Raw genomic sequence first — 25,585 nt, forward strand, 5'->3', positions numbered from 1 at the left:
AGAAGACCTCACCCGTGACATCCGTAGACGCCGGGGACCTCGCCGCGCCCGCGGAATCGGCCGCGCCCGTCCGCATCGCACCGCGCGACCAGCGGGTGATCTGGCTGCTTCTCGCCGCCACGTTCGTCGTCATCCTCAACGAGACGATCATGACGGTCGCCATCCCGAAGCTGATGGACGACCTGCACGTCGACGCGCTCGCGGCGCAGTGGCTGTCGACGGCGTTCATGCTGACGATGGCGGTGGTCATCCCGATCACGGGCATCCTGCTGCAGCGCTTCTCGACCCGACAGATGTTCATCGCCGCGATGTCGCTGTTCTCGCTCGGCACGCTCTCGGCCGCGCTCGCGCCGGGCTTCCTGGTGCTCGTCGCCGCCCGGGTGATCCAGGCGTCCGGCACGGCCATCATGATCCCGCTGCTGATGACCACGCTCATGACGCTGGTGCCGCCGGCGCTGCGCGGGCGCACCATGGGCAACGTCTCGATCGTGATCTCGGTCGCACCGGCCATCGGCCCCACGATCTCGGGCCTCATCCTCAACTTCCTGCCGTGGCGGTGGATCTTCCTCATCGTGTTGCCGATCGCCCTGGTGATGCTGCTCATCGGCATGCGCTTCGTCGAGAACGTGACCGAGCCGAAGAAGGTCCGCATCGACGTGCTGTCCGTGATCCTGTCGGCCTTCGGATTCGGCGGCCTGGTCTACGGCCTGACGCTGTCGGGCGAGGCCGGCGGCTCGTCGTCGAACCCGCTGATGCTGTGGGGCTCGCTGATCGTCGGCGTCCTCGGCCTGGCGGCCTTCATCACGCGCCAGCTGCTGCTGCAGCGGAAGGACCGCGCGCTGCTCGACCTGCGCACGTTCCGCTACCCGATCTTCACCGTGTCCATCGTGCTGATGGCGATCACCACCGCGTCGATGTTCGGCGTGATCATCGTGCTGCCGCTGTACCTCCAGCACGTGCTGCACCTCGACACGCTGGCGACCGGGCTCATCCTGCTCCCGGGCGGACTCATCATGGGCCTCGCGGCGCCGTTCGTGGGCCGGCTGTACGACCGGTTCGACCCGCGCGTGCTGGTCGTGCCGGGGTCGATCCTGGTCAGCCTGGTGCTGTGGGGGCTGACGATGGTCACCGAGACGACGCCGGTCGGGCTCGTGATCGCCGCGCATGTCACCATGAGCCTCGGGCTCGCCATGATGTTCACGCCGCTGTTCACCGCCGGCCTCGGCGCGGTCCCACCGCACCTCTACTCGCACGGCAGCGCCATCCTGGGCACCATCCAGCAGGTCGGCGGTGCGGCGGGCACGGCGCTGCTCATCGCGGTGCTGACGCTGCAGTCGACGGTGCTCGCGACCGGCGGGGCGTCGGCCGATGCCGCGCAGGCGGGCGGCATCCGGGCGGCGTTCGTCGCGGGCGCGATCATCTCGCTGTTCGCGGTTGCCGGGTCGTTCTTCATCCGGAAGCCGGCCGACGTGCCCTCCGAGGTCGCGTTCGCGCACTGAGCGGGGTCGCGCCGACCCGGATGCGGCAACGAGGGTGCGCGAGTGCGGTGGTTTGGAACGAATGCGGTCCGGCGCGCAGGCGCAGACGTTACGAGGCGGCGCAGACGCGGCCGCCGGCAACCGCGGCCCATTGCGGTCAGCGCCACTGGCAGGGGCGGGGCGGTGGCGGCAGAATGGGGCAACCGCACCGCGAGGAGGCACCGTGTCCGTGATCCGCACACCTGAGCCGTCGGAGGCGACCGGCGAGGTCGCCGCGCTCTACGCCGAAGACATCGAAGACCTCGGCTACGTCCCCGACTACACGCGGGTGATGGCCGTCAACCCGGAGGCGGTGCGGGCGTTCGAGAACCTGGTCCGTGCGATCGTCTCCCAGCTCGGCAAGCGGCGGTACGAGCTCGTGACGCTGGCAGCCGCGCAGGCCCTGCGCTCCCAGCACTGCCGCCTTGCGCACGGCCGCAAGACGCTCACGATCATGGACGAGGACGAACTCGTGCGGATCGCCAGCGACCACCACGACGCCGACCTCAGCGAGGCCGAGGTCGCCATGATGGACTACGCCGCCCGCGTCGCCACCGACTCCGCCTCCCTCACCGACGACGACACCCTGCGCCTGCGCGAGCTCGGGTACACCGACCGGGAGATCGTCGACATCACCCTCGCCGCCGCCGCGCGCAGCTACTACAGCCGCTCCATCCAGGCGCTCGGAGCCGGCGTCGAGGTTCCGCCCGGGCTCAGCGACCGGCTCCGCGACGCCCTGCTGGTGGCGCCGCTGTGAGAGACAGCACCCGCTCCCGGGCCCTGGCGGCGCTGCAGGGTCTGGCGCTCGGCGACGCCCTCGGGATGCCCACGCAGTCCCTCTCCCGGGAGCGGATCGCCGCCGACCACGGCCGCATCCGCGGACTCGTGGCGGCCGGCCCGCACCAGCAGATCGCGGCCGGGATGCCCGCGGGGTCGATCACCGACGACACCGAGCAGGCCGTGCTGCTCGCGCGGCTGCTCATCGACGGCGACGGCACCGTGCCACCCGGGGTGTTCGCCGCCGAGCTCCTGGCCTGGGAACGGGCGATGGAGGCGCGCGGCTCCCTCGACCTGCTGGGTCCCAGCACGCGGGCCGCGCTCCAGCGGCTGCAGGACGGTATGCCGCCCGAGGAGGCCGGCCGCTTCGGCGCCACGAACGGAGCCGCCATGCGGATCACCCCGGTCGGGATCGCGGTGCCGGTCGAACCGCTCGGCGGCTTCGTCGACGCGGTCGTCCAGGTCAGCGCCCTCACCCACAACACCGGCCTCGGCATCGCGAGCGCGGCGGCGGTCGGCGCGGCGGTGAGCGCCGGCCTCGACGGCGCGGATGCGCCCGAGGCGCTGGATGTGGCGGTCGCCGCCGCGCGGGAGGGCGCGGGTCGCGGGCACTGGGTCGCCGGAGGCGATATCGCGGCGCGGCTGGAGTGGGCCATCCCGTACCTGCTCGACCTCGCGCCACGCGAACAGGACGACGCCCTCGTCCGGGTCGTCGGGACGTCGGTGGCCGCCCAGGAGTCGGTGGTCGCGGCCCTCGCGCTCGTCGCGCTGGCGGTGGCCGGGACCAGCTCGTCCCACCGCGACCGGCCGGGCGACGACGGGCTCGGGGCGCGGCGGAACGGGATCGGCGCGACGACGGCACCCGACGGCGACGCCGCCTGGGAAGCGCTCTGCCGGGCCGCATCTCTCGGTGGAGACACGGACACGATCGCGGCGATGGCCGGCGCCGTCCTCGGCGCGACGGGCGCCACCGACTGGCCGCGAACGGCGGTGGACACGCTCCGCCGGGTCAACGCACTGGAACTGGAGCCGCTGGTCGACGGCCTGCTGCGGGTGAGGAGACGACATGGCTGACGGACGCGTCATCTTCACCGGCACGGTCGTCGTCGACCTCCTCCTCCGGGTGGGCGCCCTCCCCGAACGCGGCGGCGACGTGCTGGCGGAGTCGTCCGGCATGTCAGCCGGCGGGGGCTTCAACGTGATGGCCGCCGCCGCGCGGGACGGCGCCGAAGTGCTCTTCGCCGGCCGCTCCGGGACGGGCCCGCTCGGCGAGGTGGTCGGCGAGGCCCTGTGGGGCGAGGGCATCGCGGTCGCGACCCCGCCGATCGAGACGGTCGACAACGGGTACTGCGTCGTCCTCGTCGACGATGACGCCGAGCGGACGTTCATCACCGTCCCCGGGGCGGAGGGGATGCTGACGCGCGCCGATCTCGACCTCATCCATCCGCGCACCGGCGACGTCGTCTACGTCTCGGGCTACAGCCTGGCGCATCCCACTTCCGGCCCCGCGGTTGCCGGCTGGCTGACCGACCTCGCCCCGGCGGACGCGATCGTGGTGTTCGACCCGTCCCCGCTCGTTGGCACGCTCGACCGCGAGCTGCTCGAGGCGGTGCTGGCCCGCACCGACGTGCTGAGCGCGAACGCACGAGAGGCCCGCATCCTGCGCGCGCACGCGCATCCCGCACCCGCCGCGGGCGCCCTGCGCGGGATGCTGCGCGAGGGCGGCGTCGCCGTGGTCCGGGACGGCGCGTCGGGCTGCTGGGTCGCCACCGGAGACCCCGCACCCGCGCACGTTCCCGCGTTCCCCGTGACGGCGGTCGACACGACCGGCGCGGGCGACGCGTTCGGCGGCGTGCTCGCGGCGGCGCTCGCGCGCGGGCTGAACCCCATGGATGCGGCCCTCCGCGCGAATGCGGCCGCCGCTCTGGCGGTCACCCGGCGCGGTCCCGCCACCGCGCCGACGGCCGCCGAGACCGACACCCTCCTTTCCTCACACCGCACCGGCGCGTGACACTGGAACCGTGTTCACCGTCAAGCGCATCTACGACCCGGCGGCGCCCGAGGACGGCTACCGCATCCTGGTCGACCGCCTCTGGCCGCGCGGCGTCAGCAAGGAACGCGCCCACCTCGACCTCTGGCTGAAAGAGGTGGCGCCTTCGACGGAGCTGCGTCGCTGGTTCCACCATGACGCGTCCGCCGAGGCCGAGGTCTTCGACGAGTTCCGCACGCGCTACGAGCAGGAGCTCGACGGCAACCCCGCGGTCGACCAGCTGAGAGAGCTTGCGGCGACGCATCCGCGCATCACCCTGCTCGTCGGCGCTCGCGACCCGGAGCTGGACCACGGAAAGGTGCTCGAGGAGTACCTCGAGCACCATCCGTGAGCGGCGGCAGGGATCACCCGGCGAGCGCCAGCCGCTCCGCCTCCTCGGCGTCGCGCGCATCCACGAGGTACCGCGCGTACGCCGGGATGGTGAGGAAGGTCGGGAAGTCCTCCGCCAGCACCACCTCGCGCAGCACGTCGGCGGCGTCCGCAAAGCGCGAGCCGTCAGTCTCCCGCGCCTCCAGCTCCTCGTCGATCAGCCGGGCGACCGCCTCCGCGTCCACAGTCGTCCCGTCGACGGTCACCACGCGGTTCTCGATCCACTGCCGCAGCAGCGACCGCGAGATCTCCGCGGTGGCCGCGTCCTCCATCAGCCCGTCGATCGCGACGGCGCCCGTCCCGCGCAGCCACGCTTCGATGTAGCGCAGCGCCACCGAGACGTTCGACCGCACCCCGGCATCCGTCACGGTCGCGTCCGCCGAGCCGACGTCGAGCAGGTCGGCGGCTGCGACCGTGACGTCGTCGCGCTGCCGGGACAGCTGGTTCGGCCGGTCCCCCAGCACCGCGTCGAACTCGGCGAGCGCCGTGGGGATGAGGTCGGGATGGGCGACCCAGGTCCCGTCGAAGCCGTCGCCCGCCTCGCGGCGCTTGTCGTCCGCGACCTTCGTCAGAGCCCGGGCGGTCGCCTCCGGGTCGCGGCGGTTCGGGATGGACGCGCTCATCCCGCCGATCGCGTGGGCCCCACGGCGGTGGCAGGTCGCGACCAGCAGCTCCGTGTACGCCCGCATGAAGGGCACCGTCATCGTGATGCGGTCGCGGTCGCCGAACGCGAAGCGGCGCCCGCGTCCCTGGAAGGTCTTGATCATCGAGAAGATGTAGTCCCAGCGGCCCGCGTTGAGCCCGGCGCAGTGGTCGCGCAGCTCGAACAGGATCTCCTCCATCTCGAACGCGGCCGGGATGGTCTCGATGAGCACGGTCGCCCTGACGGTCCCGACCGGCATCCCGATGCGCTGCTGCGCGAACACGAAGATGTCGTTCCACAGCCGCGCCTCGAGGTGCGACTCCAGCTTCGGCAGGTAGAAGTACGGGCCGCGTCCCCCATCCACCAGCGCCTGCGCGTTGTGCCAGAAGTACAGGCCGAAGTCGGTGAGGGACGCGCTGGCGGGCGCGGTCCGTCCAGCCCGGTCGGTGAAGGCGAGGTGCTTCTCGACCAGGTGCCAGCCGCGCGGCCGCATGACGATGGTCGGCGTGTGCTCGAACGGCGTGGTGACCCGGTAGTCCTTGCCCTCGGGGCTCGTGTACGCGAGGTCGCCGCGGGCGGCGTCGAACAGCGTCGTCTGGCCGCCGACGATGTTGGCCCAGGTCGGGCTCGTCGCATCCTCGAGGTCGGCGAGCCAGACGCGGGCGCCCGAGTTGAGCGCGTTGATCGCCATCTTGGGGTCGGTCGGGCCGGTGATCTCGACGCGGCGGTCCTCGAGTCCGGGGCCGGCGCCGGCGACGCGCCAGTCGGCGTCCTCGCGGACGACGGCCGTGGTGCTCAGGAAGCGCGGGTCGCGCCCGTTGCCGGCCTCGGTGCGGCGCCGCTGCCGCTCGGCGAGCAGCTCCTGCCGTCGCGCGGCGAAGGTCTGGTGCAGGTGGTCGACGAAGGCGATGGCCTCCGAGGTGAGGATGCGGTCGGCGCCGTCGGTGCGGGGGCCGGTGATCTCGATCATGATGTCGTCTCCTTCGGTCGGTCAGAACTGGTGCTCTTCGGTGGAGCCGACCAGGGCGAGCGTGGCGCTGTCGGGGTTGAGCGCGGTCGCGATCCGGTCGAAGTAGCCGGTGCCGACCTCCCGCTGGTGGCGGGTGGCGGTGTAGCCGTCGGCCTCGGAGGCGAATTCCGCCTCCTGCAGGTCGACGTAGGCGCTCATGTGCCGGGTGGAGTAATCCCGGGCGAGCGTGAACATGGAGTGGTTGAGGGCGTGGAAGCCGGCCAGGGTGATGAACTGGAAGGCGTAGCCCATCGCCGCGAGCTCGCGCTGGAACCGGGCGATGGTGTCGTCGTCGAGGTGGGATCGCCAGTTGAACGACGGCGAGCAGTTGTAGGCGAGCTTCTTGCCGGGGAACTCGGCGTGGACGGCCTCGGCGAACCGCCGCGCGAGCTCCAGGTCAGGCTCGGCCGACTCGACCCACAGCAGGTCGGCATAGGGCGCGTAGGCGAGGCCGCGGGCGATGACCGGCTCGATCCCGTTGCGCACCTCGTAGAAGCCCTCGGCGGTGCGCGTGCCGGTCACGAAGGGACGGTCGCGTTCGTCGTGGTCGCTGGTCAGCAGGGTCGCGGCGAGCGCATCCGTGCGGGCGATGACGATGGTCGGCACGCCCGCGACGTCCGCGGCCAGGCGAGCGGCGTTGAGGGTGCGGATGTGCTGGCCGGTCGGGATGAGGACCTTGCCGCCCATGTGCCCGCACTTCTTCTCGCTGGCGAGCTGGTCCTCCCAGTGGACGCCCGCAGCGCCGGCCTGGATCATGCCGTGCATCAGTTCGTAGGCGTTGAGCGGGCCTCCGAAGCCGGCTTCGGCGTCGGCGACGATCGGCGCCATCCAGTCGTCGATCGGGCCGTCCGTGCCCTCGACCTGACCGGCCCGCAGCAGCGCGCTGTTGATGCGGCGGACGACGGCGGGGACGGAGTTGGCCGGGTAGAGGCTCTGATCGGGATACGTCTGGCCCGAGAGGTTGGCGTCCGCGGCGACCTGCCAGCCGGAGAGGTAGATCGCCTCGAGCCCGGCGCGGACCTGCTGCACGGCCTGGTTGCCGGTGAGGGCGCCGAGCGCGGCGACCCAGCGCGGGTCGGCCGGTGTGCTCTCGCGCCCGATCAGCTCCCACAGCCGCTCGGCGCCGCGGCGGGCGAGGGTCTGCTCCTCGCGGACCGGGCCGCGCAGGGCGACGACGTCGTCGGCGGTGTAGTCGCGGCGGATGCCGGACCAGCGCGGGTCCGCATCCCACTCGAGCTGCAGCTCGGCGGCGGTCTGGGTCGTGTCGCCGGGGCGGGCTTCGGTGCGGGGTTCGGTGCTCATCGTGACCTCCATCGGTCGTGTCGGTTGAGACGATCCTTTGCCCGGTCGAGCACCTCCCGATCGGATCCGTCGACAGAAATCCGGCTGTTGTTCTGTTTGCCAGAACTTCGCCCGGGTGTCAGCATGGCCACCATGACCGTCATCGACGACGTGCAGGACGACCGCCCAGAAGCCGACGCACTCACCCTCGGGCGGCGCATCCGCGCGTTCCGGCAGCAGCGCGGGATGACCCTGGAGGCCCTCGCGGCCGCTATCGACCGGGCGCCGTCACAGGTGTCGACGATCGAGAACGGCAACCGCGAGCCGCGGCTCGCCCTGCTGCGCGCGATCGCCGCCGCCTTGGAGGTGAGCGTCGACGACCTGCTCACGCCGGAGGCCCCGGATGAGCGTGCGGCCCTCGAGATCGCGGTCGAGCGGGCGCAGCGCGGGCCGGTGTTCGCGGCGCTCGGGATCGAGCCGACCCGGGTCGGCCGGACCGTCCCGGACGCGACGTTGCGCGCCATCCTGGGCCTGCACCAGGAGGTGGAGCGGCTCCACCGCGAGCGTGCGGCGACCCCCGAGGAGGCGCGGCGGGCGAACGCCGAGCTCCGGGCGACCATGCGGGCGCGCGACAACCACTTCCCCGAGCTGGAGGCGATCGCCGCGGAGCTGCTGGCCGCCGTCGGACACACCGGCGGGCCGGTGTCGCATCAGACCGTGACCGACATGGCCGACCACCTCGGCTACTCGCTGCATTACGTCGGCGACCTGCCCCACTCCACCCGGTCGGTCACCGACCGGCGCAATGGACGCATCTACCTGCCCACCGAGCAGTCGGCGTCTAGAGACTCCCGCTCCCCCATCCTGCAGGCGTTCGCGTCGCACCTGCTCGGGCATGACGAGCCGCGAAACTACGCCGATTTTCTGCGGCAGCGGGTCGAGACCAACTACCTCACGGCGGCGCTGCTGCTGCCCGAGAAGGACGCGGTCGCGTTCCTCACCGAGGCCAAGAACTTCCGCCGCATCTCGATGGAGGACCTCCGCGACGCGTTCGCGGTGTCGTACGAGACGGCAGCGCACCGGTTCACCAACCTGGCCACCGCGCGGCTCGGCATCCCGGTGCACTTCATGAAGGTGCACGAGTCGGGCACGATCATCAAGGCGTACGAGAACGACGCGGTGGTGTTCCCGTCGGACGCGCTGGGCGCGGTCGAGGGGACGCCGGTGTGCCGCAGCTGGACGGCGCGCACGGTGTTCGACGTCGCCGACCGCTTCAGCCCGTACTACCAGTACACGGACACGCCGAGCGGGACGTTCTGGTGCACGTCACGGGTCGAGAAGGCGAAGGAGGGGGACTACTCGGTCAGCGTCGGCGTGCCGTTCGCGCACGTGAAGTGGTTCCGGGGCCGGGAGACGGCCAACCGGGCGGTGTCGCGCTGCCCCGACGAGACGTGCTGCCGTCGCCCGCCCGGCACCCTGGCGGAGCGCTGGGAGGGCCAGGCCTGGCCCGCCGCGCGCACCCCGACGTCCCTCCTCGCGGCCCTGCCCACCGGCACCTTCCCCGGCGTCGATCCCACGGAGGTCTTCACCTTCCTCGACCGCCACGCCCCCGCCTCCTGACCCGCGCGTCAGTCGAGGGTGAGGAGGCGGAGGGCGACGCCGTAGGGGGCAAGGTCGACCCGCGGGGACGGGCCGCCGTCGAGGGAGCTGAGCTCGGCGCCGGCGGGGAGGGACGGCTCGACGACGACGTCGGTCTCGTGCTGGGAGACGAAGACGACGAAACGGCGGCCGTCCTCGTGCACCAGTGAGTCCGTGAACACCCGCGGGTCGTCGAGGCGCACGTCGCGCTCCACGTCGGCGACCGCGGCGAGCGCGTCGTACAACCGCCACGTCTGCTCGGGGTTCACGCGGCCCTGCTCCGCGGCGAAGAACTCGAGCGGATACGCGCACAGCACCGCGCGTCCCGCCCCGTGGTCCTGCACCACGATCGCCGGGCGACCGTGCGCGTCCACCGCGACCACCCGTCCCGCGGTCGCGCGAACGGGCAGGGAGGTGCGCCCGTTCCGGTTGCCTGCGGCCGCGAATGACAGGGTCTCCCCCGCCTCGATCGACCCGAACGGCTCCGTGAACCGCAGCACGACGGTGTCGTCGGTCACCGGCTCCGCGAGCCCGTACGCCGACTCCATCCGCACCCCGAACAGCTCCTCGGTGTGCGCCCACCACGGCCCGCGCTGCACGCCGCTCGACCCGTGCGAGTACGACGCGTAGACCGTCGCGCCCTCGCGGGCGAGTGCGATCAGCTGCTCCCACGACGTCGCGCACAGCTGCTTGACCGACGGAAGCAGGTACAGCCCGTAGCCGGCGGGGAGCCCGCCATCCGCCTTCTCGCGGACCACGGCGACCGGGATGTGCGCCTCGTGCGCCGCGACGTAGGCCTGCTCGCCGGTCGCCACGATGTGCGCCCGCTCGTCCTGGTTGGTGAACGGGTAGTCCTCCGCCAGATGCGACGGCACGACGAGGGCCGCATCCACCGCCGCTCGCCGCACCGACGGCAGGTCGATCGCCGCCAGATCCGCCGCGAAGCCCGCCAGCTCGCGCAGCGGCGGCTTGGGGTTCCCGTGCCTGTCGGTGATGCCGAAGTGCATCTCGAACGGATGGTGCGAGTACGGACGCTGATCGGCCAGGTCGTCGTAGTCGGTGTTGTTCCACGCGATCCAGCCGGTCGCGCCGGCCAGCAGCGTCGAGTACAGCAGCTGACGGTAGTAGGACGCGGCGCCCGCGTCCGACACGAAATCGCTGGTGAGGCCGAACTCCTCCATGATCACCGGCAGCCCGTGCGTCGCCGCCAGCTCCGCGATGAACGCCGCCTTCAGGTGCTGGCGGATCTGGTCGGTCTCCATCCGGTAGACGTGCGGCCCAATGAAGTCGGTGAACTCCGCCAGATCGCGCACCGAGAAGCCGTTGTCGTGGCCGGTCGTCTCGATGCCCCACGCGCCGTCGCCGACCGCGACCGGTTGCGTCCCGCCGCCCGCGCGCACCGCATCCACCAGCAGCGACGCCCACGCGTCCACGATGGGACGCGGCGCCTCGCCGCCGTAGATCGGCACCTCGTTGGTCAGCAGCCAGCCGGCGACGGCGGGATGCGACGCGAACCGCGCCGTCAGCTCCCGCACGTACCAGGCCTGCCGGCCGACGAACCAGACGTCGCGGTACAGGTCGCGGCCCTCCCGCCACACCGGGTCCCAGTTCTCGCCCGACATGTGACCGACCAGGAACGTCGGCACCGTCGTCATCCCGACCTCCCTGTGCGCGTCGAGGAAGTCGGCGAAGTTGGCGACGCACTGCTCGTCGAGCGAGTCCGGGGTCGGGTGGAAGTCGGGCCAGTAGAAGAACGAGCGCGTCATGTTCAGGCCGTGCTCGGCGAGCACGCGCAGCTCCTGGCGGACCACCTCCGGGTCGTACCGCGTCCACATCAGCGGTCCCCCGGTGCGCGACCAGAAGTTGGCCCCCAGCCACACCACCGGGGCGTCGTCCACCCGCAGCACCGGCGAAGGCCGGTCGACGGCCGTCACTTGACCGCGCCGGCCGTCAGACCCGCCACGAAGTTCCGCTGCAGCAGCAGGAACGCCACCACGATCGGGATGGACACCACCAGCGAGGCCGCCATGATCTGGTTCCAGTACACGTTCGTCTGCGTCGAGTAGAGCTGCAGGCCGACCGCGAGCGTCCTGTTCTCATCCGTCGTCATCACGGAGGCGAACAGCACCTCGCCCCAGCTCGTCATGAACGAGTAGATCGCGACGGCGATCAGCCCCGGGCGCGCGGCCGGGATGACCACGTGCCAGAGCGCGCCCATCGGGCCCGACCCGTCCACCTTCGCGGCCTCGTCGAGCTCGTGCGGGATGTTGTCGAAGTAGCCGGCGAGCATCCAGATCGAGAACGGCAGCACGAACGTGAAGTACGTGATGATGAGGCCCCAGCGGGTGCCGACCAGCTGGATGCCGGTGGCCTGGTTGATGTTCACGAAGATGAGGAACAGCGGCAGCAGGAACAGCACGCCCGGGAACATCTGGGTCGAGAGCACGGTCGTCGTGAACACGTTGCGGCCCTTGAACCGGTAGCGCGACACCGCGTAGGCGGCGAACACGGCGATCACCAGGGAGATCAGGGTCGCGGCGCTCGACACGATGAGGCTGTTCACGAAGTACGACGCCAGCGGCACGGTCGACCACATGTCGATGAACGGCTGGAACGTGATCGTCTGCGGCCACCACGTGAAGGCGGCCTGGACCTCCGACAGCGGTTTCACCGACGACGTGATCATCACGTACAGCGGCACCACCGTGAACACCGTCAGGACGGCGATGGTCACCCAGCGGAAGACGTGGGAAGAGCGGGTCTCACGCATTGCGGTTCCTCCGGTTGACGACGAGCAGGTAGGCGCCGGTGACGATCAGCAGGAACAGCAGCAGGAGGACGCTCATCGCGGCTCCCGAGCCGAAGTTCCAGGTCAGGAACGACGCGTTGTAGATGTGGAAGGAGATCAGGTCGCCCGCCGCGGGCTGGGCTGTGCTCCCGAACAGGACGTACGGCGTGTTGAAGTCGTTGAACGTCCACAGGAACATGACGAGCAACAGCACCGCGTTCACCGGCCGCAGCATCGGCAGGGTGATCGAGCGCCACTGCCGGAACGGCTTGGCGCCGTCCACCGCGGAGGCCTCGTAGACCTCCGATGGGACCGACTGCAGCCCAGCCATGAGCATCAGGAACGCGAACGGCCAGAGCCGCCAGATCGCGACGATGACGATGGACCAGAAGGCGTTGCCGCCGATCAGCCAGAACGGCTTGTCGCCGGGGAGCCCGAGGTTGTCGAACAGGAAGTGGTTGATCGCGCCCGTGTCCTTCTGGAACATGAACTTCCAGGTGATGATGCCGGCGTACAGCGGCAGCGCGTAGGGCACGAGGAACAGGGTGCGGAAGAACGCGCGCCCCCGGAACCGCTCCTGCAGGGCGACGGCGGCGGCCATCCCGAGCACCCACGAGATACCGACCACCAGGATGGTGAAGCCCACGGTCACGAAGAACGACTTGAGCAGGCCCTGGCCGACCGACCCGGAGAAGTCGAGCGCGACCGCGTAGTTCTTGAGGCCGACGAACGGCGCTTCGCCCCAGTTGGCGATGTAGAACTTGGTGAGCTGGAGGAAGCTGATCCAGATGCCGGTGAGCATCGGGACCACGTGGATGAGCAGTTCGAAGATGATCGCCGGGGCGAGCAGGAGGAACGGCAGCCACCATCCCTTGGGGCGGCGGCGCTTCGGCTTGGGCGGTGCGGCCGCGGCCGGCACCGTGACGGCGGGGCCGCGGACGTCTGTCGTCGTCGACATGGGTCTCCTTACAGGTGTGGCTGACCGCCGGGCGGGAGCGGGGACCGCCCCGCCCGGCGAGCGAGGTTTCGGCGGATCAGCCGCCCAGGGACTGCTTGACCTGGTCCTGCGCGCTCTGCATGGCCGACTTGATGTCGGACTCGGAGACCGTGCTGCCGGTGGCGATCTTGGCGAACATGTCGTTCATCGCCTTACCGACCGTGTTCTCGAACTGGTCCTCGGCCGGCACCAGCGGCAGCGGCTTGGACATGTCGTTGTAGATCTTCTGGAAGGTCGCGGCCTCTTCGGCGTTGTCCGTGAAGGTCGGCTTGACGCCGTCGAGCACCGGGAGCGTCGCGTACGGCTTCGCCAGCTTGCTCTGGGTGTCCTCGCTCGTCATGTACTTGACGAACTTGAGGGCCGCGTCCTTGTTCTTCGTGTTCTTGAAGATCGACAGGTTGATGCCGGCCGGGAAGGTCGCGATCTGCTTGGCGCCCTCGGGGGCCGGGAACGGCACGACGCCGTACTGGTCGCTCTTCATGCCGTTGGACACGATGGAGGCGTCGGCGTTGTTCTGGCTCAGGATCATCCCGACCTTGCCGGTGGCGAAGTCGTTGACCGCCTGCACGCCGTTGTCGTACTGGGCGTTCGAGGTGTTGACGACCTTGTCGGTCTGCATCAGGTCGAGGTAGCGCTTGATCCCGTCGACGTTCTCCTTGCTGGTGAACGTCGGGTTGCCCTTGCTGTCGAACCACTCGCCGCCGTTCTGCGACGCGTTGATGAAGGCGAAGTGGACGTTCTCCGTGTAGCTGCCGGCCGCGAGCGAGAAGCCGTAGGTGGTGCCGTTGGTCAGCTTCTTGGCGTCGCTGACCAGCTCCTCCCAGTTGGTGGGCGGCTGGATGCCGGCGTCGCTGAACATCTTCTTGTTGTAGTAGAGGCCGTAGGCGAGGCCGTACAGCGGGACGCTGGTGACGGGCTTGCCCTCGGCGCCGCCGGTCTTGAGCGCGGTCGGGACGAACTTGTCACTGCCGCCGATCGCCTTCATGTTGGCGTCGTCGTACGGGAGGAAGGCGCCGGTCGCCTGCAGCGAGGCGGCCCACGTGTTGCCGATGTTGAGCACGTCCGGGCCTTGGCCCGAGGTGACGGCGGTCTGGATGCGCGTCTGCAGGTCGTTCCAGCCGATGACCTCGAGCTTCACCTTGACGCCGGTCTGCTTGGTGAACTCGTCGAGCACAGGCGTCAGCACCTGCTTGTCGTTGTCGAGGCTGGTCCCCTGGTTGCTGGCCCAGTAGGTGATGGTCGACCCGCTGGCCGAACCGCCGGATCCCGAGCTGCTGCAGCCCGCGACCACGAGCGAGACCGCAGCGGCGACGGCGGCCGCGACGATGGCGCGTTTCCTCATTGTGACTCCTTCGTCTCTTGATGGGGGCGCTGCGGCCGGCGAGAAGCGTGCCGCAGGGCGCCAGGGGAAGCCTAACTTAACCGGTTCATCTGTCAAGCGCGGCTTCACCTCGTCCGAGGGTATACCGATCCGTCCGCCGCTCCACGGCGTGTCGATAACGCTTCGGACTCGGTCGCGGGGCGAGAGGATTCGGCACGAATGTGCGCTCTGGCGGCCGCAGAACGACGATTCGGCACGAATCATCGGGCGGCTCAGCGCGCGGCGGGGGCTCAGCGCGCGGCGGGGGCGGCGGCGCGCAGGCTCGTGGCGCGCGGGACCAGCCTGCTGGGATGCGCGCGGCGGTCGAACGTCGGCGTGCCGTTGAGCTGATCCAGCAGGAGGCGCGTGGAGCGGCGTCCCTGCTCCTCCGGGTAGCGGTCGAGGGCGGTGATCGGCCGGGTGCCGAGGCGGCAGAGCAGGGAGTCGTCCCAGCTGACGACCGCGACATCCTCCCGCCCGGCGCGGAGCAGCGCGGCCTGTGCGCCGAGGGCGAGCAGGTCGTTCGAGGTCAGCACCGCCGTGATCGACGGGTCGTCGCGGATCGCCTCGGCCGCGAGCCGCTCCCCCGCCTCCATCGTGTAGTCCGACGCGGCGAACGAGAACACCATCCCCTGCTCCCGCCCGCGGCCGCCGACGGCGTCCCGGCGGTCCTGCTCGTGCTCGAACTCGGCGGGACCGGCGATGTGAAGCGCGCGCCGATGACCGAGCGACGCCAGGTGGTCGACCAGCAGGATCGCATCCGACCGCGCGTCGTACAGCAGCACCTTCCCCGGCGCGAGCGCCTCGCGGTTGCCGTGCAGGACGAACGCGAGCCCGAGCTCGTCGAGCAGCGCCGGCCGCGGGTCGTCGAAGGTCAGGTCGAAGAGCATGACGCCGTCCACGCGGGCCTCGGCGCTCCAGCGGCGGTATGCGGCGACGTCCTGCCCGGCGTCGGCGCCGACCATGCGCAGCAGCAGCGACTGCCCGGTCTCGGCGAGCTCCGACTCGACGCCGGCCAGCAGGCTCATGTAGTACGGCTCGGCGCCGAGCAGGGCCGGGTCGCGGCGGAGCACGATCCCGATGGTGTCGGACCGGGCCCGGGACAGGGCCCGCGCGGACGACGAGGGATGCCATCCCAGCTGCTCGGCGAGCGCCAGCACCCGCTCGCGGGTCTCGTCGCTGACGCCGGGGAGCCCGTTGAGGGCGTACGACACGGAGGCCTTCGACAGCCCCAGCCGATCGGCCAGTCCCGCGATGGTCACGCGTCCCGCTCCGTTGCTCACGCGCTCCCTCCCTTCATGGTGCGCGGCCAAGACTACTTGCTCGTCTGTCCTCCGCATCCCGGGGATTCGCTGCGAAGCCGCTCACCCGTCCGGACGGTCTGACTGGGCGGCCGGGGATCTTGCGACGATCGGCGGCGGACGCTTCGGGCAGAATGACGGCGTGAGCCCCTCCCGGACCAGCACCGTGTTCGAGCGCCACCCACCCGCGGAGGCGGTGGTGCGGCACGCGCTCGCGCCGAGCCGCCAGGCGGTGTTCTGGACGGAGGACGCGCCGGGCGACCACTACCCGCGCCTCCGCGGCGACCTGGGTTGCGACCTCGCCGTCGTCGGCGGCGGCTACACCGGGCTCTGGACGGCGCTGCTCGCGAAGCGCGAGGACCCGGACGCCCGCGTCGTCGTGCTGGAGGGGCGCCGGATCGGCTGGGCCGCGTCCGGCCGCAACGGCGGCTTCTGCGAGGCGAGCCTGACGCACGGCGACGAGAACGGCCGCACCCGCTGGCCCGGCGAGTTCGACGAGCTGCAGCGGCTCGGGATGCGGAACCTCGACGAGATCGAGGCGACCGTGGCTGAGCTCGGGCTGGACGCCGAGTTCGAGCGCAACGGCGCCCTCGATGTGGCCACCGAGGTGTACCAAGTCGCGGACCTACGCTCGGCGGCGGGGGCGGAGGCGGACTTCCTCGACCGGGACGCCGTGCAGGCCCTCGTGCACTCGCCCACGTACCAGGCGGGGCTGCTCCGGCACCGCGACTCGGCCCTCGTCCACCCCGCCAAGCTCGCCCGGGCCCTGGCGCGCGCCTGTGTGGACGCGGGCGTCGAGATCTTCGAGCACAGCCCTGTCGGGAGCATCGGCGACGGGACCGTGCTCGAGACGCCGACCGGCACCCTGCGGTCGAAGCGGACGGCTCTGGCGACCAACGTGTTCCCCAGCCTGCTGCGGCGGAACCGGCTCGCCACCGTCCCCGTGTACGACTACGTGCTGATGACCGAGCCGCTCAGCGCGTCCCAGCTGGCGTCGATCGGCTGGAAGGGACGCTTCGGGATCGGCGACTCGGCCAACCAGTTCCATTACTACCGCCTCACCGCCGACAACCGCATCCTCTTCGGCGGCTACGACGCGGTGTACCACTACGGCGGGCGGGTGCGGTCGGAGTACGAGGACCGGCCTGCGACGTTCCAGCGGCTGGCGAGCCACTTCTTCACCACCTTCCCGCAGCTCGAGGGGCTGACCTTCACCCACCGCTGGGCCGGCGCGATCGACACGTGCAGCCGGTTCTGCGCGTTCTTCGGCTCGGCCCGGCAGGGCACGGTGGCGTACGCCGCCGGGTACACCGGTCTGGGCGTCGCGGCCACACACTTCGGCGCGCAGGTGATGCTGGACCTGCTGTCCGGGCGCACGACCGAGCGCACCTCGCTCGAGATGGTGCGGACGCGTCCTCTCCCCTTCCCACCGGAGCCCGCCGCGTCCCTCGGCATCAACCTCACGCGCTGGTCCCTGGACGCGGCCGACCACCGCGCCGGCCACCGCAACGCGTTCCTCCGCACCCTCGACGCCGTCGGCCTCGGCTTCGACTCCTGACCCGCGCCACCCCCGCATCCCGCCGCATCCATGGGTCGCAACACGCCGCTACGCGCCCGCGATAACGGCGCGTTGCGACCCATAGATGGGCTTGTTGACGCAACTCGCCGCAATCCGTGCCCGCGGCACGGCGTGTTGCGTCAACCAGAGCGCGGCCACGCGGAGCCCCGTGGCGTCACCACCAGACGTCTCCAGGGGACGCAACACGCCGTTACTGCGGCGCCGTAGCGGCGTGTTGCGACCCATAGCTGGGCTGGGTGGCGCACCACGCCGCGAGGCGGGCCGCAGGCGCGGCGCGTGCGCCGGCGGCAGGGGTTACGCGGGCGGGGTGGGGCGGCGGGCGAGGACGGCGGCGTGCAGGGCGGCGACGGTCTCGCCGTCGTCGAGGTCCATCCCGAGCAGCTCCTCGATGAGGGCGATGCGCTGGTAGAAGACCGACCGGGACAGGTGACTCGCCGCCGCGGCGCGCGTCCGGTTGCCGGGGTGGCTGAGGTACGCGCGCAGCACCTCCACGAGGTCGCCGCCGGTCGCGAGGTCGTACTCGATGAGCGGCCGCAGCAGATGCTCGGTGTGCTCCAGCATCCGCGGGTCGTTGCCGAGGGCGTTGACCAGCCGGAGCAGCGGCCGGTGCTGCACCCGCTGGATGACCACCCCGCGCCCCAGCCGCGCGTCCGGCCGGGCGGCCGCACCGGCGGCCAGCTCGACCGCCTCCTCCAGCGACGACAACAGCCGGGTGATCCCGCGCGCCTCCGATCCGACGGCGACGACGGCCGCCGGGTCGTCGAGCCGCGCCGATCCCGCGGCGTCCGCGAGCGACGCGAACAGCGCATCCGTCAGCGACCGCCCGGGCCGCGCCGACACCGCGACGACCAGCACGCCCGCCCGCTCGGGATGCCGCCCCGCGACGGCGTCCGCCCCCGCTGCACGCGCCGCTTCCACGACCCGCGGCGCCGCCGACACCGGCAGCGTCCCCGACCGCAGCCGCAGCGCGACCCCCGCGACCGTCCGCCCGCCCACCGGGAACCCCGCCGCCTCGAATCGCGCGGTCACGCCGCCCTCGCCGGCGAACCGCCGCCCGAGCAGGGCGGTGAGCAGCGCGTCGTGACTGCGCCGCGTCCACTCGTCGTCGTCGCGGTCGGACAGCCGGCTCAGCGCGAGGGCGACGGCCGCCTGCTCCAGCACGTTCGACCGCCCGGCGGGATGCGGTTCGCCCGGCAGCGCGACCAGGTGCCCCCACCGCATGCCGCGGGCCTCGACCGGAACGATGGTCCACGCGCCGCCGCCGGACCGGTGCGCGGCACGCGACCGCTGCTCCCAGTCCGCGAGCTCCGCCTCCTCCCCTGCCCGGTCGCCCGCGTCGAGGCCGGCGGCCGCGACCACGCGGTGGCCGGTGTCCTCCAGCACGACCGGCGACCCGAGCACCCGGGCCGCCTGCTCCACGATGAAGTCGGCCGGGCTGCCACGCAGGCTGAGGTCGGTGAACAGCGCGTGGATGTCGTCCCGCGCCCGCAGCGCACCCATCTGCTCCGCGATGATCCGCGAGTGCACGGCCTCCGTGATCGCGACGAACCGCGCCTCCCGGTGCAGCACCGCGAACGGCAGCCCGGCGGTCCGGAACTCGTCCACCAGCGCCGCGGGCGCGGCCGGCATCGGCGGCCCGAGCTCCAGCACGACTCCGGCGACATCCGCTTCGATGAGCACCCGGCCGAGCCGCCGCAACGCCGCCTCGTCGGACGGCCAGCCGACCCCGGTCGCGAGCAGCAGCTCGCCGCCCGAGCCGAGTCGCGCGGCCTCCGCCGTTTCCGCGACGTGCACCCAGCGGACCGGCGCGTCGAGCCGCTCGCGCCCGGTCAGCACCTCCGGCAGCGCGCGCGCCACCGGCTCCATCCGCAGCACCTCCCGCAGGGTCGGCAGCACGGCCGAGTGCGCCGGCGTCACCGCCATGGCCGCCTCCGGACGAACTGTGCGGCCCGCTTGCGGGTCCCGACGATCTGGCATCGCTGTCCACGCCTCCGCTCTGTGATCATTGGGATGAAAGCCTACTGTCATCCCCGGGCAGAACGTCCGGGACGATCCACCTGGAGGACCCCCGTGGCCCTGATCCGACACTTCATCGCGGGAGCGGAGGCCCCCGCCGACGGCAGCCGCCCCGACCGCACCGGTCCCGTCTACAACCCGGCGACCGGCGAGCGTCAGCACGAGGTCGTGCTGGCGGATACCGCGCAGACCCAGGCCGCGATCGCCGCCGCGAAGGCCGCCATCCCGGCCTGGCGCGCCACCAGCCTGACCAAACGCGCGGACGTGATGTTCCGCCTCCGCCACCTCCTCACCGAACGCCGCGACGAGCTCGCCGCGATCGTGACCAGCGAGCACGGCAAGGTGCTTTCCGACGCCGCCGGCGAGATCGGCCGCGGGCTGGAGAACGTGGAGTTCGCCTCCGGCCTCATCGACAAGCTCAAGGGCGAGTACAGCGAGCAGGTCTCCACCGGCATCGACGTGCACAGCGTCAAGCAGCCCGTCGGCGTCGTCGGCTGCATCACGCCGTTCAACTTCCCGGTCATGGTGCCGCTGTGGATGGTCGCGAGCGCGATCGCCTGCGGCAACACCGTCGTCCTCAAGCCCAGCGAGAAGGACCCGAGCGCGTCCGTCTTCCTGGCCAAGCTGTTCCGCGAGGCGGGTCTCCCCGACGGCGTGCTCAACGTCGTGCACGGCGACAAGGAGGCGGTGGATGCGATCCTCGACTCCCCCGACGTCGCCGCCGTGAGCTTCGTCGGCTCCACCCCGATCGCCCGGTCGATCTACCAGCGCGCGAGCGCCAACGGCAAGCGCGTGCAGGCTCTCGGCGGCGCGAAGAACCACATGGTCGTGCTCGAGGACGCGGACATCGACGCCGCTGCCGACGCCGCGGTCTCGGCGGCGTACGGCTCCGCCGGCGAGCGCTGCATGGCGGTGAGCGTGGTCGTCGCGGTCGGCGAGGTGGGCGACCGGCTGGTGCCGGCCATCCACTCGCGCCTGGACGCGCTGCGGATCGGCGCGGGCACCGACGACGCGAGCGAGATGGGCCCGCTGATCACCCGCGAGCACCGCGACAAGGTCGCGTCCTACGTCACCGGCGCCGCGGCCGAGGGCGCGACGGTCGTCGCCGACGGCACGCAGCGCGACTTCGACGGCGACGGGTTCTTCGTGGGCGTCAGCCTGCTCGACCACGTGAAGCCCGGGATGAAGGCGTACGACGACGAGATCTTCGGCCCCGTGCTCAGCGTGGTGCGCGTCGACACCTACGAGGAGGCGGTCGAGCTGATCAACGCCAACCCGTACGGGAACGGCGTCGCCCTGTTCACCCGCGACGGAGGTGCGGCGCGCCGCTTCGAGTTCGAGGTGGAGGTCGGGATGGTCGGCATCAACGTGCCGATCCCGGTCCCCGTCGGCGCCTACTCGTTCGGGGGCTGGAAGAACTCGCTGTTCGGCGACTCGCACATCTACGGGCCGGAGTCGTTCCACTTCTACACGCGCAGCAAGGTCGTCACGACGCGCTGGCCCGACCCGGTGCACTCGCGCATCGAGCTCGCGTTCCCCGGCAACTCCTGATCGAAGGCGACGAAGGCACATGACCGACACCATTTCCACCACCGCCCCCGCCCGCACCGGCTACACCGACCGGCACGGCATCGAGCACTCCTTCGGGGATGCCGCCGCCGAGCGGCAGGTGCGTAGCGACGACCGCGGGCATGTCTTCCACTCGTGGAGCGCGCAGGCGAAGATCGACCCGCTGCCGATCGCCGCGGGCGAGGGCGCGACGTTCTGGGACTACCAGGGCAACGCGTACCTCGACTTCAGCTCGCAGCTGGTCAACCTTAACCTCGGGCACCAGCATCCGGACCTCGTCGCGGCCATCCAGCAGCAGGCCGGACGCCTCGCCACCGTTCAGCCGTCGATGGCGAACGACGTGCGCGGCGAGCTCGCCCGCCGGATCGCCGAGGTGGCGCCCGGGACGCTGAACAAGGTGTTCTTCACCAACGGCGGAGCCGACGCCAACGAGTACGCGGTCCGCCTCGCCCGCCGGGTGACCGGCCGCCGCAAGGTGCTGTCCATGTACCGCTCGTACCACGGCGGCACCGCCACGGCGATCTCGCTCACGGGCGACCCGCGCCGCTGGGCGAACGAGCCGAGCGACGGCTCCGTCGCCCACTTCTTCGGCCCCTACCCTTACCGGTCGGCGTTCCACTCGGCGACGCCCGAGGAGGAGACGCAGCGCGCGCTGGAGCACCTCGAGAACGTCATCGTGCTGGAGGGCGCCGCGACCATCGCCGCGATCATCATCGAGACGATCGTCGGCACGAACGGCGTGCTGGTCCCGCCGCCCGGCTACCTGACCGGCGTGCGCGAACTGTGCGACAAGTACGGGATCGTGTACATCGCCGACGAGGTCATGGTCGGCTTCGGCCGGGTCGGCGAGTGGTTCGCGGTAGACGCCTTCGACGTCGTCCCGGACCTCATCACCTTCGCGAAGGGCGTCAACTCGGGGTACGTGCCGCTCGGCGGCGTCGTCATCTCAGATGCGATCGCGTCGTTCTTCGACGACGTGGCGTTCCAGGGCGGGCTGACGTACTCCGGGCACCCGCTCGCGTGCGCCGCGGGGGTCGCGACGTTCGAGGTGTTCGAGCGCGACGGCATCCTGGAGCGGGTGCGCGACCTCGGCTCGCGGGTCGTGGAGCCGGAGATCACCTCGTGGCTCGACCGGCACCCGTCGCTCGGCGAGGTGCGCGGCCGCGGCCTGTTCTGGGCGCTGGAGCTGGTGCGCGACCGGGACACGCACGAGCCGCTCGTGCCGTTCAACGCGGCCGGTGCAGACGCGGCCCCGATGGCCGAGGTCGCCGCCGCGTGCAAGGCCGCCGGGGTGTGGCCGTTCACGCACTTCAACCGCGTCCACATCGCCCCGCCGCTGGTCATCTCGGAGGACGACCTGCGGCGCGGTCTCGCCGCGATCGACGAGGCCCTCACCGTCGCCGACCGCTACGCCCGCTGACCCGATCAACCGTCGAGCACAGGAAAAACGTCGTCCGAAGCGGCTTCGGGCGACGTTTTCCCTGTTGTCGGCGGCTAAGTTGGGAGGGTGACTGAACCTGGAGATGGCCGCGTCGCGGTCTACATCGACTTCGACAACATCATCATCTCCCGCTACGACCAGGTGCACGGCCGCGGCAGCTACATGCGCGACCGGCCCAAGTCGAGCACGACCCAGCCGAAAGCGTCCTTCGCCGAGAAGCTGGCGGAGGCGCGGGTCGACCTCGGCGCCGTCATCGACTTCTCGTCGTCCTTCGGCACGCTCGTCCTGACCCGCGCCTACGCCGACTGGTCGTCGGCGGTCAACGCCGAGTACCGGGGCCAGCTGGTCGGCCGGGCTGTCGACCTCGTCCAGCTCTTCCCCGCCGCCGCGTACGCGAAGAACGGCGCCGACATCCGGCTGGCCGTCGATGCGGTCGAGGACTTGTTCCGACTGCCCGAACTCACCCACGTCGTGATCGTGGCGGGCGACTCCGACTACGTTCCTCTCGCCCAGCGGGTGAAGCGGCTGAACCGCTACGTGATCGGGATCGGCGTGGCCGGCTCGACCGCGAAGTCCCTCGCCGCAGCCTGCGATGAGTTCGTGAGCTACGACGACCTGCCGGGGATCGCACGGGACGAGGCGGCGGACGCCACCGCCACCGACGAGCCGGAGGGCGACGAGCCGGAGGGCGACGCGCCGGAGGCCGACGAGCCCGAGACGGAACAGGCGCCCGCGCCCGCGCCGGCCACATCCTCCCGCCGCAAGGGATCCCGTAGCGCGGCCTCCGACGCCGCGGCGGACACGGTCGCGGCGGAGACCGCCGCCGCCGCCGAGCCTGAGCCTGAGCCCGACCGCGGTCGCAAGCGCGGCGGTCGTCGTCGCGCCGCCGCGACCGAAGAGGAGGAAGACGCTGCCGCTGACGAGCCGCAGGAGGACCCGCAGGTCGTCGCTACGCGCCTCCTCGCCCGCGCCCTCCAGCTCGGCCACGAGAAGGACGACTCCCCCTGGCTGCACAGCTCGGCGGTGAAAGGCCAGATGAAGCGGATGGACCCGTCCTTCAGCGAGAAGGCGCTCGGCTTCCGCTCGTTCAGCGACTTCATCAAGTCGCGAAGCGACCTCGTCGAGCTCGACGACAGCTCCACCGCGCAGATGCTCCGCCTCGCCCCCTCCCGCCCGCGCCGCGCGCGGCACAGCGGCCGGGCGACGGACCCGGTGTCGGCGTCGTAAGCCCGCACTCAGCCAACGGGACTTGACTGCCCATCATGGCGAAGCAGTGGAGAGCGACACAGTTCGGCGCACCGGAGACGTGGGAGTTCGCGGAGGTCGACACCCCCGCCCCCGAGCGGGGCGAGGTCACCATCCGAGTGACGGCCGCCGGCGTCAACCCCGCCGACTACAAGCACGTGTCGGCGCCGCGTCCAGGCCTGACGCTGCCCGTGCCCATCGGGTATGAGGCGGCGGGCACGATCGCGGCGATCGGACCCGACACCGAGATCGCGTCCGGCGGCGGGGCCGTGGGGGACGCGGTGGTCGCGTTCCGCATCCAGGGCGGCTACGCCACCGAGATCACCGTGCCGGCGGAGGACGTCTTCGCCAAACCGCCGCGCCTCGCCGACGAAGAGGCCGCCAACCTGCTGCTGGTCGGGACGACCGCGGCTCAGATGCTCGACGTCACCGACGTCCGGGCGGGCGAGACCATCCTCGTTCACGGCGCCTCCGGGGCGGTCGGCGTGAGCATCCTGCAGCAGGCCGCCGAGCTCGGCGCCCGGGTCATCGGCACCGCGAGCGAGGCCAGCTTCGCCCGCGTCCGCCGGTTCGGCGGGCTGCCCGTCGAGTACGGTCCCGGTCTCGCCGAGCGCGTGACGGAGGCGGCGCAGGGCCCGATCGCCGCCGCACTCGACACCGTGGGCACCGCCGAGGCATTCGACGTCTCGCTGGAGCTGGTCCCCGACCGCACGCGCATCGTCACGATCGTGGATGCGCAGCGCGCAGAACGCGAGGGCATCCACGCGGTCTTCGGCGCCCAGCCGCAGAGCCAGGCGTTCCGAGACGCCGCGCGCGCCCGGCTCCTGGAGTTAGCGGGCAGCGGCCGCCTGCAGGTCCCGGTCGCCCGCACCTACCCGCTGGACCAGGCGCCGGAAGCGCTCGCGTTCCTGAAGGAGGGCCACCCGGGCGGCAAGCTCGCGCTGATCCCCTAGTGCATCGAGTGCGCCGGCCGCGCGGCCTGCGCCTCGGCCTCGTCCTCCGACACGATCACCATGCCTCCGGTGCGCTGACTCGACTGCAGCAACGCCTCCATCCACCGCTCGTTCAGCTTGGGCGGCGCGGTCTCCGCGAATACGAACGCGAGCGGGATCTCGCGGCTGATCCAGAGGCTGATCCGGCCGCCGCCCTGATCATTCGGAATCTGCCAGTTGAGCAGGAAGCTCTCGTGCCGCCGCAGCTTCGAGACGACGGCGATCTTGACGTGCGAAAGGGTGCGGTCGTCGAACTCGTACTCCAGCGCGGCGTACCCGTAGACCAGGCGGCCCATCTCACGCCCCCTCGTGCGGCTTCCCCGCTTTGGCCTTGCTGGCGCGGTACGTGCCCTCCGGAACCTCCTCGCGGATCTCCGCCCGGAGCTCGTCCTCGAGCCACAAGCCCGCATTGGAGTTGGCACGTTCGCTGAGGATCGTGAGCCAGTCGCGATTCAGCTCGGGAAGCTCCGGACGGGCGAATACGAACTGGAGCGATATGGACGGGTCGAGCCAGATGGAGCGCAGCACCCCGACCGGGTCGGCCGTCCGATCCGTCCAGATCAGCAGGAAGCCCTCGCGGCGGCGCAGCTTGGTCTGCACGACCGCCTGGAGGTGGGCGAGGACGCGATCGTCGAACGTGAACCCGTCCGCACCGTCGTAGATCAGGGTTCCCACTGCTCTCCTTCCGCTGACAACACTTTCCCGAAACAGCCGCGCGCCGTCAATAGACGTATGCCCCGACAGCCGTAAAGTCCGGTCATGGACGCTCTCACGCGAACCATCAAAGCGGCCCTCCTCTACGAGGACGGCCGGACCCTCGACAGCGTCGTGGTCGTGCCCCTCATCGGCGGTTGCCCGCCCGGGGAGATCCGCGTCGCGACCACGTTCGCCGGCGCCCTCGTCTACGACGTCTACGAACTGGCGGACGAGGAGGAGTACTCCTCCATGCCGGCCTACCCCTACCGCTCCACCATCCCGGTCACGACGGAGGATCTCGACGAGTAGCGTGGAGG

The 25,585-nt window shown here is 71.4% G+C and carries 22 protein-coding genes; 12 read left to right on the forward strand and 10 right to left on the reverse strand.

The genetic code is table 11. The annotated features are described in order from the left end of the window. Positions 1 to 14: 14 nt before the first annotated feature. The 5 genes from A0130_05090 to A0130_05110 all read left to right on the forward strand — a co-directional run bounded on the left by A0130_05090 (position 15) and on the right by A0130_05110 (position 4,675). Positions 15 to 1,499 (forward strand): MFS transporter, encoded by a 1,485-nt coding sequence (locus A0130_05090; GenBank protein ANF31136.1) that lies wholly within the window; start codon positions 15 to 17, stop codon positions 1,497 to 1,499. A 202-nt stretch (positions 1,500 to 1,701) separates the two neighbouring features. Continuing rightward, positions 1,702 to 2,274 carry a carboxymuconolactone decarboxylase gene (locus A0130_05095; GenBank protein ANF31137.1) on the forward strand — a complete coding sequence of 191 codons (573 nt, stop codon included), beginning with the start codon at positions 1,702 to 1,704 and terminating at the stop codon, positions 2,272 to 2,274. Continuing rightward, positions 2,271 to 3,368 carry an ADP-ribosylglycohydrolase gene (locus A0130_05100; protein ANF31138.1) on the forward strand — a complete coding sequence of 366 codons (1,098 nt, stop codon included), beginning with the start codon at positions 2,271 to 2,273 and terminating at the stop codon, positions 3,366 to 3,368. The genes A0130_05095 and A0130_05100 overlap by 4 nt, the downstream gene beginning before the upstream one ends. After that, positions 3,361 to 4,305: a sugar kinase gene (locus A0130_05105; GenBank protein ID ANF31139.1), complete on the forward strand. Its 945-nt coding sequence runs from the start codon at positions 3,361 to 3,363 to the stop codon at positions 4,303 to 4,305. The genes A0130_05100 and A0130_05105 overlap by 8 nt, the downstream gene beginning before the upstream one ends. A 10-nt stretch (positions 4,306 to 4,315) precedes the next feature. Next, positions 4,316 to 4,675 (forward strand): MarR family transcriptional regulator, encoded by a 360-nt coding sequence (locus A0130_05110; protein ANF31140.1) that lies wholly within the window; start codon positions 4,316 to 4,318, stop codon positions 4,673 to 4,675. Between the two features lie 13 nt (positions 4,676 to 4,688). Here A0130_05110 and A0130_05115 read toward each other — a convergent pair whose 3' ends face one another. Both A0130_05115 and A0130_05120 read right to left on the reverse strand, forming a co-directional pair. After that, on the reverse strand, positions 4,689 to 6,326 hold the full coding sequence (locus tag A0130_05115) for a malate synthase A (protein ANF31141.1): 1,638 nt from the start codon (positions 6,324 to 6,326) through the stop codon (positions 4,689 to 4,691). Positions 6,327 to 6,347: 21 nt separating this feature from the next. Continuing rightward, the gene (locus A0130_05120; GenBank protein ID ANF33298.1) at positions 6,348 to 7,667 is read right to left on the reverse strand and encodes an Isocitrate lyase; all 1,320 of its coding nucleotides are present in this window, start codon (positions 7,665 to 7,667) and stop codon (positions 6,348 to 6,350) included. Positions 7,668 to 7,790: 123 nt separating this feature from the next. Between A0130_05120 and A0130_05125 the strand changes: the two genes are divergently transcribed. Next, positions 7,791 to 9,266 (forward strand): XRE family transcriptional regulator, encoded by a 1,476-nt coding sequence (locus A0130_05125; GenBank protein ID ANF31142.1) that lies wholly within the window; start codon positions 7,791 to 7,793, stop codon positions 9,264 to 9,266. A gap of 8 nt (positions 9,267 to 9,274) precedes the next feature. Here A0130_05125 and A0130_05130 read toward each other — a convergent pair whose 3' ends face one another. From A0130_05130 to A0130_05150, 5 genes are all read right to left on the reverse strand, one after another. After that, complete coding sequence (locus A0130_05130) at positions 9,275 to 11,218, reverse strand: beta-mannosidase (protein ANF31143.1); 1,944 nt, start codon at positions 11,216 to 11,218, stop codon at positions 9,275 to 9,277. Further along, positions 11,215 to 12,054, reverse strand: a complete 840-nt coding sequence (locus A0130_05135; protein ID ANF31144.1) for an ABC transporter permease — start codon at positions 12,052 to 12,054, stop codon at positions 11,215 to 11,217. Before A0130_05135 ends, A0130_05130 begins: the two co-directional genes overlap by 4 nt. Next, positions 12,047 to 13,030 carry an ABC transporter permease gene (locus tag A0130_05140; protein ANF31145.1) on the reverse strand — a complete coding sequence of 328 codons (984 nt, stop codon included), beginning with the start codon at positions 13,028 to 13,030 and terminating at the stop codon, positions 12,047 to 12,049. Before A0130_05140 ends, A0130_05135 begins: the two co-directional genes overlap by 8 nt. A gap of 76 nt (positions 13,031 to 13,106) precedes the next feature. Continuing rightward, a complete protein-coding gene (locus tag A0130_05145) occupies positions 13,107 to 14,411 on the reverse strand; it encodes a sugar-binding protein (protein ANF31146.1) in 1,305 nt (434 codons plus the stop codon). 269 nt (positions 14,412 to 14,680) lie between these two features. Further along, a complete protein-coding gene (locus A0130_05150; protein ANF31147.1) occupies positions 14,681 to 15,712 on the reverse strand; it encodes a hypothetical protein in 1,032 nt (343 codons plus the stop codon). A gap of 214 nt (positions 15,713 to 15,926) precedes the next feature. Here A0130_05150 and A0130_05155 point away from each other — a divergent pair, with 214 nt between their 5' ends. Further along, positions 15,927 to 17,288 (forward strand): FAD-dependent oxidoreductase, encoded by a 1,362-nt coding sequence (locus A0130_05155; protein ID ANF33299.1) that lies wholly within the window; start codon positions 15,927 to 15,929, stop codon positions 17,286 to 17,288. Between the two features lie 315 nt (positions 17,289 to 17,603). On the opposite strand, the gene A0130_05160 is transcribed toward A0130_05155, so the two are convergent. Next, the gene (locus A0130_05160; protein ID ANF31148.1) at positions 17,604 to 19,232 is read right to left on the reverse strand and encodes a hypothetical protein; all 1,629 of its coding nucleotides are present in this window, start codon (positions 19,230 to 19,232) and stop codon (positions 17,604 to 17,606) included. 147 nt (positions 19,233 to 19,379) lie between these two features. Here A0130_05160 and A0130_05165 point away from each other — a divergent pair, with 147 nt between their 5' ends. The 4 genes from A0130_05165 to A0130_05180 all read left to right on the forward strand — a co-directional run bounded on the left by A0130_05165 (position 19,380) and on the right by A0130_05180 (position 24,533). Beyond that, positions 19,380 to 20,876, forward strand: a complete 1,497-nt coding sequence (locus A0130_05165; protein ANF31149.1) for a methylmalonate-semialdehyde dehydrogenase (acylating) — start codon at positions 19,380 to 19,382, stop codon at positions 20,874 to 20,876. Between the two features lie 79 nt (positions 20,877 to 20,955). Then, complete coding sequence (locus tag A0130_05170; GenBank protein ID ANF33300.1) at positions 20,956 to 22,314, forward strand: hypothetical protein; 1,359 nt, start codon at positions 20,956 to 20,958, stop codon at positions 22,312 to 22,314. A 183-nt stretch (positions 22,315 to 22,497) separates the two neighbouring features. After that, entirely contained in the window at positions 22,498 to 23,562 is a 1,065-nt protein-coding gene (locus tag A0130_05175; protein ID ANF33301.1) for a hypothetical protein, read from the forward strand. Positions 23,563 to 23,597: 35 nt separating this feature from the next. Then, on the forward strand, positions 23,598 to 24,533 hold the full coding sequence (locus tag A0130_05180) for an alcohol dehydrogenase (protein ANF31150.1): 936 nt from the start codon (positions 23,598 to 23,600) through the stop codon (positions 24,531 to 24,533). Here the strand turns inward: A0130_05180 and A0130_05185 are convergent. Next, positions 24,530 to 24,868, reverse strand: coding sequence for a hypothetical protein (locus A0130_05185; protein ANF31151.1), 339 nt, complete (start codon positions 24,866 to 24,868; stop codon positions 24,530 to 24,532). The two genes, A0130_05180 and A0130_05185, sit on opposite strands and share 4 nt — an antisense overlap. A gap of 1 nt (position 24,869) precedes the next feature. Beyond that, positions 24,870 to 25,247, reverse strand: coding sequence for a hypothetical protein (locus tag A0130_05190; protein ANF31152.1), 378 nt, complete (start codon positions 25,245 to 25,247; stop codon positions 24,870 to 24,872). Positions 25,248 to 25,331: 84 nt separating this feature from the next. Here A0130_05190 and A0130_05195 point away from each other — a divergent pair, with 84 nt between their 5' ends. After that, complete coding sequence (locus A0130_05195) at positions 25,332 to 25,577, forward strand: hypothetical protein (protein ID ANF31153.1); 246 nt, start codon at positions 25,332 to 25,334, stop codon at positions 25,575 to 25,577. The last annotated feature ends 8 nt before the right edge of the window (positions 25,578 to 25,585 follow it).

Source organism: Leifsonia xyli, from assembly GCA_001647635.1.
GTDB classification, from domain to species: Bacteria; Actinomycetota; Actinomycetes; order Actinomycetales; family Microbacteriaceae; genus Leifsonia; species Leifsonia xyli_A.

Excerpts from the sequence above, each read along its gene's own strand:
- A0130_05185 (ANF31151.1), bottom strand. The coding sequence starts at position 24,868 with ATGGGCCGCCTGGTCTACGGGTACGCCGCGCTGGAGTACGAGTTCGAC.
- A0130_05115 (ANF31141.1), bottom strand. The coding sequence starts at position 6,326 with ATGATCGAGATCACCGGCCCCCGCACCGACGGCGCCGACCGCATCCTC.
- A0130_05175 (ANF33301.1), top strand. The coding sequence starts at position 22,498 with ATGCGCGACCGGCCCAAGTCGAGCACGACCCAGCCGAAAGCGTCCTTC.
- A0130_05180 (ANF31150.1), top strand. The coding sequence starts at position 23,598 with ATGGCGAAGCAGTGGAGAGCGACACAGTTCGGCGCACCGGAGACGTGG.
- A0130_05125 (ANF31142.1), top strand. The coding sequence starts at position 7,791 with ATGGCCACCATGACCGTCATCGACGACGTGCAGGACGACCGCCCAGAA.
- A0130_05195 (ANF31153.1), top strand. The coding sequence starts at position 25,332 with ATGGACGCTCTCACGCGAACCATCAAAGCGGCCCTCCTCTACGAGGAC.
- A0130_05120 (ANF33298.1), bottom strand. The coding sequence starts at position 7,667 with ATGAGCACCGAACCCCGCACCGAAGCCCGCCCCGGCGACACGACCCAG.
- A0130_05140 (ANF31145.1), bottom strand. The coding sequence starts at position 13,030 with ATGTCGACGACGACAGACGTCCGCGGCCCCGCCGTCACGGTGCCGGCC.
- A0130_05105 (ANF31139.1), top strand. The coding sequence starts at position 3,361 with ATGGCTGACGGACGCGTCATCTTCACCGGCACGGTCGTCGTCGACCTC.
- A0130_05160 (ANF31148.1), bottom strand. The coding sequence starts at position 19,232 with ATGGCGGTGACGCCGGCGCACTCGGCCGTGCTGCCGACCCTGCGGGAG.
- A0130_05135 (ANF31144.1), bottom strand. The coding sequence starts at position 12,054 with ATGCGTGAGACCCGCTCTTCCCACGTCTTCCGCTGGGTGACCATCGCC.
- A0130_05145 (ANF31146.1), bottom strand. The coding sequence starts at position 14,411 with ATGAGGAAACGCGCCATCGTCGCGGCCGCCGTCGCCGCTGCGGTCTCG.